The 6386-nt window shown below is 75.3% G+C and carries 4 protein-coding genes and 1 pseudogene; all 5 read left to right on the plus strand.

The features are described 5' to 3' along the window. Positions 1–83 precede the first annotated feature (83 nt). The gene (gene glp / locus LCD31_RS19480) at positions 84–1328 is read left to right on the plus strand and encodes a gephyrin-like molybdotransferase Glp (RefSeq protein ID WP_224960046.1); all 1245 of its coding nucleotides are present in this window, start codon (positions 84–86) and stop codon (positions 1326–1328) included. Between the two features lie 109 nt (positions 1329–1437). After that, on the plus strand, positions 1438–3399 hold the full coding sequence (locus tag LCD31_RS19485) for a M48 family metallopeptidase (protein WP_224960047.1): 1962 nt from the start codon (positions 1438–1440) through the stop codon (positions 3397–3399). 616 nt (positions 3400–4015) lie between these two features. Next, positions 4016–4759: a phosphatidylserine decarboxylase gene (locus tag LCD31_RS19490; RefSeq protein ID WP_224960048.1), complete on the plus strand. Its 744-nt coding sequence runs from the start codon at positions 4016–4018 to the stop codon at positions 4757–4759. Further along, positions 4756–5703, plus strand: a complete 948-nt coding sequence (gene pssA / locus LCD31_RS19495; protein ID WP_224960049.1) for a CDP-diacylglycerol--serine O-phosphatidyltransferase — start codon at positions 4756–4758, stop codon at positions 5701–5703. The genes LCD31_RS19490 and pssA overlap by 4 nt, the downstream gene beginning before the upstream one ends. 82 nt (positions 5704–5785) lie before the next feature. Continuing rightward, positions 5786–6386, plus strand: a pseudogene (locus LCD31_RS19500) (ATPase); the annotation flags it as partial.

Below are 6386 nucleotides of genomic sequence, written 5' to 3' on the forward strand. Positions count from 1 at the left end.
GCGCCGCTCACACGATCGCCCGGCAGTCTGCCACGGGCGCCCGGGCGACTTTCCGCACGCCGGTGGCGACAGCCCGGTACCCGATGCCCGATGATCGGGGCGTGCCCCACGCAACTGGACCCTCCGGCCTGACCCCGGTGCCCGCGCACCGCGCGCGGGTCGCGGCGCTGCTGACCCCGGCGCCGGTGGAATCCCGGCCGCTCGCCGATTGCCTCGGGCTGGCGCTGGCCGAGGACCTCGTCGCGGCGATCCCGCTGCCGCCCTTCGACAACTCGGCGATGGACGGCTACGCCGTGCGGTCCGTGGACGTCACCGGAGCGAGCCCCGAGCAGCCCGTGGTGCTGCCGGTGGCCGAAGACCTGCCCGCCGGGCGGGTCGACAGCCCGCCGCTGCTGCCCGGCACCGCGCACCGGATCATGACCGGCGCCCAGGTGCCGTCCGGCGCGGACGCGATCGTGCCGGTGGAGCGCACCGACGGCGGCACCGCCGAAGTGCGGGTGCACGCCTCGGCGCAACCCGGCGTGCACGTGCGCCGCGCCGGGGAGGACGTGCGGGTCGGCACGGCCGTGCTGGCGGCGGGGACCACGCTGGGCCCCACCCAGCTGGGCATCGCCGCCGCCGTCGGCGCCGCGCGGCTGCCCGTGCGCAGACCCGTGCGGGTGCTGGTGCTGTCCACCGGCTCGGAACTCGTCGAACCCGGTTCCCCGCTGCGGACCGGGCAGATCTACGAGTCCAACGGCCTGATGCTGGCCACCGCGGTGCGGGAGGCGGGCGGGCGCGCCGAGCTGCTGCGCTTCGTGCCGGACGACGTGGCGTCGTTCCACGCCGCGCTCGCCCCGCACCTGGACGAGACCGACCTGATCATCACCTCCGGCGGGGTCAGCGCCGGGGCGTACGAGGTGGTGAAGGACTCGCTGTCCGGCAACGGCGTCGAGTTCACCAAGGTCGCCATGCAGCCCGGGATGCCGCAGGGCGCCGGCCGGTACCGGGGCGGGCCCGCGGTGGTGACGCTGCCCGGCAACCCGGTCAGCGCGATGGTCTCCTTCGAGGTCTTCGTGCGGCCCGCGCTGCGCGCCGCGGCCGGGCACCGGCAGGCCGAGCGGCCCGGCAGGAAGGCGACGCTGACCAGCTCGCTGGAGGGCCCGCCCGGCAAGCGGCAGTACCGCAGGGCGCTGTACGACCCCGCCACCGACGAGGTCACCCCGCACGGTGGCCCCGGATCGCACCTGCTGTCCGCGATGGCCACGGCGAACTGCCTGCTGGAAGTACCGGAGGAAACGGTGGAACTGCCCGCCGGTTCCACTGTGGACGTACTTCTGATGGATTGACGTCCGGCTGATTTCCGCTAAGACTGCCCCCGCACCTCCCGTCGCTGCGCTCGTCGCGCCGGGTTCGGACCGCGAGCAGTCGACACCTTCACTCGGGAGTTTCAACACCGTGCGTGGCCCCTGGCGCGCCACCTTGGCGCTGGCGTTGCACATCGGCTTCTTCGCCGTGCCCCTCTGCTTGGTGCTGGGCCTGCTCTTGGTAGCGGCCTACACCATCCGCCTCGACTTCGGGGGCGGCGTCCGCGCCGGGTTCGCCGCGGTCGTGGTGGCCGCGGTGATCGGCATCGGGCTGCGGACCGTGCTGCGCAGACGCGAACGCCCGCGCGGCGTCGAGCTGACCCGCGGCGCGCAGCCCAAGGTCTGGAAGATGGTCGACTCGATCTGCTCGGGGTCCGGCGCGTCCGCCCCGGACGGGGTCCGGGTGACCTCGCAGCCCACCGCCCGGCTGCGGGAGGACACCGCGCTGCTCGGCCTGAAGGTCCGCTCCCGGCACCTGGAGATCGGGTTACCGCTGATCGCCGGGCTGTCCACCAGCGAACTGCGCGCCGTCACCGCCCGCGAGCTGGGCCGCACCGTCGGCGCCGGGAAGTTCGTCGTGCTGGCCGACCGGGTGGAGACCAGCGTGCGGCGCACCGCGACCGGGCTCACCGGCGGACCGGTGAAGTGGCTGTTCACCGGGTACGCCCGCGCCTACTCGGCGGTGGCTGCCGGGGTCGGCGACCGGCTGTGGTTCGGCGCGGACACCATCGCGGTGAAGGCCGCGGGCAAGCGGGCCGCGGTCACCTCGCTGCGCAAGATGAAGGCGATCGAGTTCGGCTGGCGCGACTACGCCGAGCAGTACCTGAGCATGGCCACCAAGGTCGAGCACACCCCGGACCTGCTGCTGGGCTTCCGGGCGTTCATGGACCACCCGGAGCGCAAGCCGCAGCTGGCCGAGCGGGTCAAGCAGGCCCTCGCCGAGGAGCACGACGTGCACCCGTCCACCCGGGAGCGGGTGGAGGCGATGAAGCGGCTGCGCGGCGGCGACCGGGAACCCGAGGAGGCGCCCGCGTTCGCGCTGCTGCGCGAACCGCGCAAGAGCGTTCCCGAGCTGGAGGGCCGGCTGCTCGTGGACGGCCTCGGGCCGCGGCTGCCGTGGCCGGACCTGGCCCGCAAGGCGGGGGCCGCGGAGGTCGCCCGGCAGGCGGGCCTGCTGAGCTCGGCGGTCGAGCAGAGCGGCCTGGAGTGCCCGCCCGCGATCGGCGGGGTGCTCGCCGCCATCCACCGCGGCGAGGGCGCGGACCTGATCAACCCGGTGCTGAACCCGGGCCTGAGCCCGGACCGGGTGGACGACGCCGCCGTGGACACGCTCACCGAGCTGCTCGGCGGCGCCGTGGTGGACGCGCTGGTGTGCGCGGGCCGGGCGCAGCACGAGCTGGACTGGGCGGGCGAGTCGGTGGTGCGGCTCAGCGGTGGCCGGCCGCTGGACCCGGACCGGCTGGTGCGCCCGGCGGTGGCGGATCCGCGGCTGGTGCCCGGGCTGCACCGGGCGCTGGTGGACCTCGGCGTACCGCTGCAGCACGCCCGCGAACCCGCCGCGGAGCCGGAGCCGTCGGTGTCCGGGATCGTCAGCCCGGTGCAGTACGCGGGCGAGCGCTACGACCTGCTGGTGACGGATCGCGGGCTGGTGTTCCTGCCGAGCTCGGCGAGCACGGCGCGACGGCTGCTGGCGGGCGCTTCGGCCCGGATGTGGCAGTCGGAGCTGGAGGAGCTGGACGAGCTGATGGTCGCCCCGGTGGACCGGCTGCGGGACCGGGACGGCGCGCAGTGGGTGGACAGCCGGGACGTGGCGGCGACGACGCTGGTGCAGGATCGCTCGGGCTGGTCGTTGAAGCTGGAGCTGTACCTGGACGACGCGTCCTCCTCGACGGTCCGCTCGGACGCGGTGGTGCTCGGCGAGGACGACGTGGCCGAGCTGGAGGTGCGCAGCACGCCCGATACGGACGAGCGCGGCGATCCCTACGGGGGTCTCGGCGAGCTGATGGGCGCGCGGATGCGGATCGACGACCGCCGGGAACCCTCGGACGAGTGAGTGATGGGGACCCAGTTTTGTCACGCTGAGTTACAAATTTCGTGCCCAATGTCCTCCGATAGCGGCTACGTAGTTCGTGTGAGCTCAATTACACTGGAAAACGCGTAACAACCTGTCGATCGACTCCGTCTCACAAGACGTCAGCCCCCTCCTCACCAGGGAGGGAGCGGACACCGGGCTCCGTGTGCCGTCGGGGGGTGCACGGGCCCACATCGGGGACCGTTCGGCGCCAACGGGGAGGCGCCTTGCGGTTGGGGGGGGGGGGGGGGGGGGGGGGGGGGGGGGGGGGGGGGGGGGGGGGCGCGCGCGCCGCGGCCGCCCCCCCCCCCCCCCCCCCCACTTTTCCGTTCACCTGCGGAGACACCGCGCCGCGCCCGTCCCGAGGAGATCCTCCGGCCGCGCCGCCGCCCGGCCCCGCGCTCCCGGGACGCACCGCCCGCGCTCCACCACCGACGGCCCGGTCCGCCCGGCGCACGGCGCCGCGCGACCGTGGCCGGTGATCGACTCCGCCCCCTCGCGCAGCGGCCGCGAACCCGTCGGCGATGCTGTACCGGCCCGGCCGCAGCGCAGCCACCGCGCCGCGGTAACGACCTCCGACGCAGGGGTGTACAGCTCGATGAGCACCCAGACAGACCGGGGCAGCGCCCCCGCCAGCGGCAACCCGCTCGCGCACCTCGCCAAGCTCGCCCGCGACACCGTGCCGCCGATGCACCCGGCGGGCCGCCCGTTCGTGCTCGGCGCCGCCGTCGGCACCCTGCTGCTGCGCCGCGCGTGGCGCCCCGCCGGCGTGCTCGGCGCCGTCGCCACCGCGTGGTGCGCCTGGTTCTTCCGCGAACCGCAGCGGGTCACCCCCGGCCGCGCGGGCATCGCGGTCGCGCCCGCCGACGGCACCGTCGCGCACGTGGAGACCGCCACCCCGCCGCCCGAGCTCGGGCTCGGCGACCGGCCCATGACCCGGATCAGCGCGTTCCTCACCGTCTTCGACGTGCACGTGCAGCGGCTGCCGGTCGACGGCGAGATCGTGCGGGCCGCCTACCGCCCCGGCAAGTTCCTCTCCGCCGACCTGGACAAGGCCAGCGAGGACAACGAGCGCAACTCGCTGCTGCTGCGCACCGACGACGGCCAGGAGCTCGCCGTGGTGCAGATCGCCGGGCTCGTCGCCCGCCGCATCGTCTGCTCGGTGCAGAGCGGCGAGCGGGCCACCGCGGGCAGCACCTACGGGCTGATCCGCTTCGGCTCCCGGGTCGACCTCTACGTCCCGGCGGGCAGCCGGGTCCTCGTCGAACCCGGGCAGCGCACCGTCGGCGGCGAGACCGTCCTCGCCGAACTGCCCGAGCGGGCGGGTGGCGAGCGGGCATGAGCGGCGCCCGCCTCGCCCCGCCCGGAATCCGCCTGCTGCCCAACGCGATCACGGTGCTGGCGATGTGCGCCGGGCTCTCCGCCGTGCAGTTCGCGCTGAACGGGCAGCTGGTCGGCGCCATCGCGGCCGTCGCGGTGGCGGCGGTGCTCGACGGGCTGGACGGCCGGATCGCCCGGTTGCTGGACGCCACCACGCGGATGGGCGCCGAACTGGACTCGCTGTCCGACGCGATGTCGTTCGGCGTGGCCCCGGCGCTGACGCTGTACGCGTGGCAGCTGCAGGACAACCGGGCGGGCTGGATCGCCGCGCTGATCTTCGCGGTGTGCATGATCCTGCGGCTGGCGCGGTTCAACACGCTGCTCGACGACACCGAGCAGCCCGCGTTCAGCAAGGAGTTCTTCGTCGGCGTCCCGGCCCCCGCGGCCGGGTTGCTGGCGCTGCTGCCGCTCGTGCTCACCGCCCACTTCGGCTACCCGGGCTGGTGGGCGCAGCAGCCGGTGGTGATGGTGTGGATGGTCGCGGTCGCCGCGCTGGCGGTGAGCCGGGTGCCGACGCTGTCGCTGAAGACCGCGAAGGTTCCCGCACGGCTGGTCGCCCCGCTGCTGGTGCTGGTGGCCGTGCTGGCCGCCGCGGTCATCGTGTTCCCGCTGATCTCGCTCGCGGTGGCGCTCGTGGTGTACCTGGCGCACATCCCGTACGCCGTGTACCGGCACCGCTGGCTGGCCGCGCACCCCGAGGCGTGGGCGGCGGCTCCTCGCGAACGGCGCGCCATCCGCAGGCGCACCCAGCGGCGGCGCGGCCACCAGCAGCCGCACCCGCGGCGCGCGCACGCCGGAGCCCGGCAGCGGATGCGCCGCAGCCGCGCCGGCGGCCCCGAGGGGCCGCGCCTGAGCTGGCGCCGCCTCGGCCTGCGCCGCAACCGGGGCAACCAGAACACCCGCTGACCGCCCGTCCTCGAATCCGGCCGCGGTCGTGCGCGGTGCCGCGCACCGACGGGGCGCCAGGAGCGGGCCGTACTGTCGGCGTGTGGCTTCGTTGACGTTGACCGTCCGGTTGTCCCCGTCCGCCGCCGACACCAGGCGCGGGGTGGTGCGGCTGCACCCCGAAGTGCTGGACGCGCTGGGCCTGCGCCAGTGGGACGCGGTGGCCCTCACCGGGGCCCGGGTGACCGTGGCGCTCGCCGCCGCGGCGGACCGGGGCGCCCCGGCGGGCGTGGTGCTGGTGGACGACGTGGCGCTGACGAACCTGGGGCTGGCCGAAGGCACCGAGGTCGGGGTCGCCCCGGTGCGCGCCGAGCCCGCGCGCGGCGTCACCGTCGCCGGGTCCCGGCTGGCCACCGCGACCGCACCGCCGGAGGTGATCCGGCTGGCGCTGACCGGGAAGGTCTTCCGGGCCGGCGACACCGTGTCGCTGCTGCCGCAGGACCTGGCTCCGTCCACGGCGGCCAACGCCGGGCAGGTGCGCAGCAGGCTGTCCGCCTCGATCGGGATGACCTGGACGACCGAGCTGATCACGATCGCGGCCACCGACCCGGACGGCCCCGTCACCGTGCAGCCGTCCACGGTGGTCACCTGGCGCGGCTCGACGCCGAGCGCGGACGCGCCCCCCGCCCGGCTCGACGCCGCCC

This window comes from Saccharopolyspora sp. 6M, from assembly GCF_020176775.1.
Taxonomy (GTDB): domain Bacteria; phylum Actinomycetota; class Actinomycetes; order Mycobacteriales; family Pseudonocardiaceae; genus Saccharopolyspora_C; species Saccharopolyspora_C gregorii.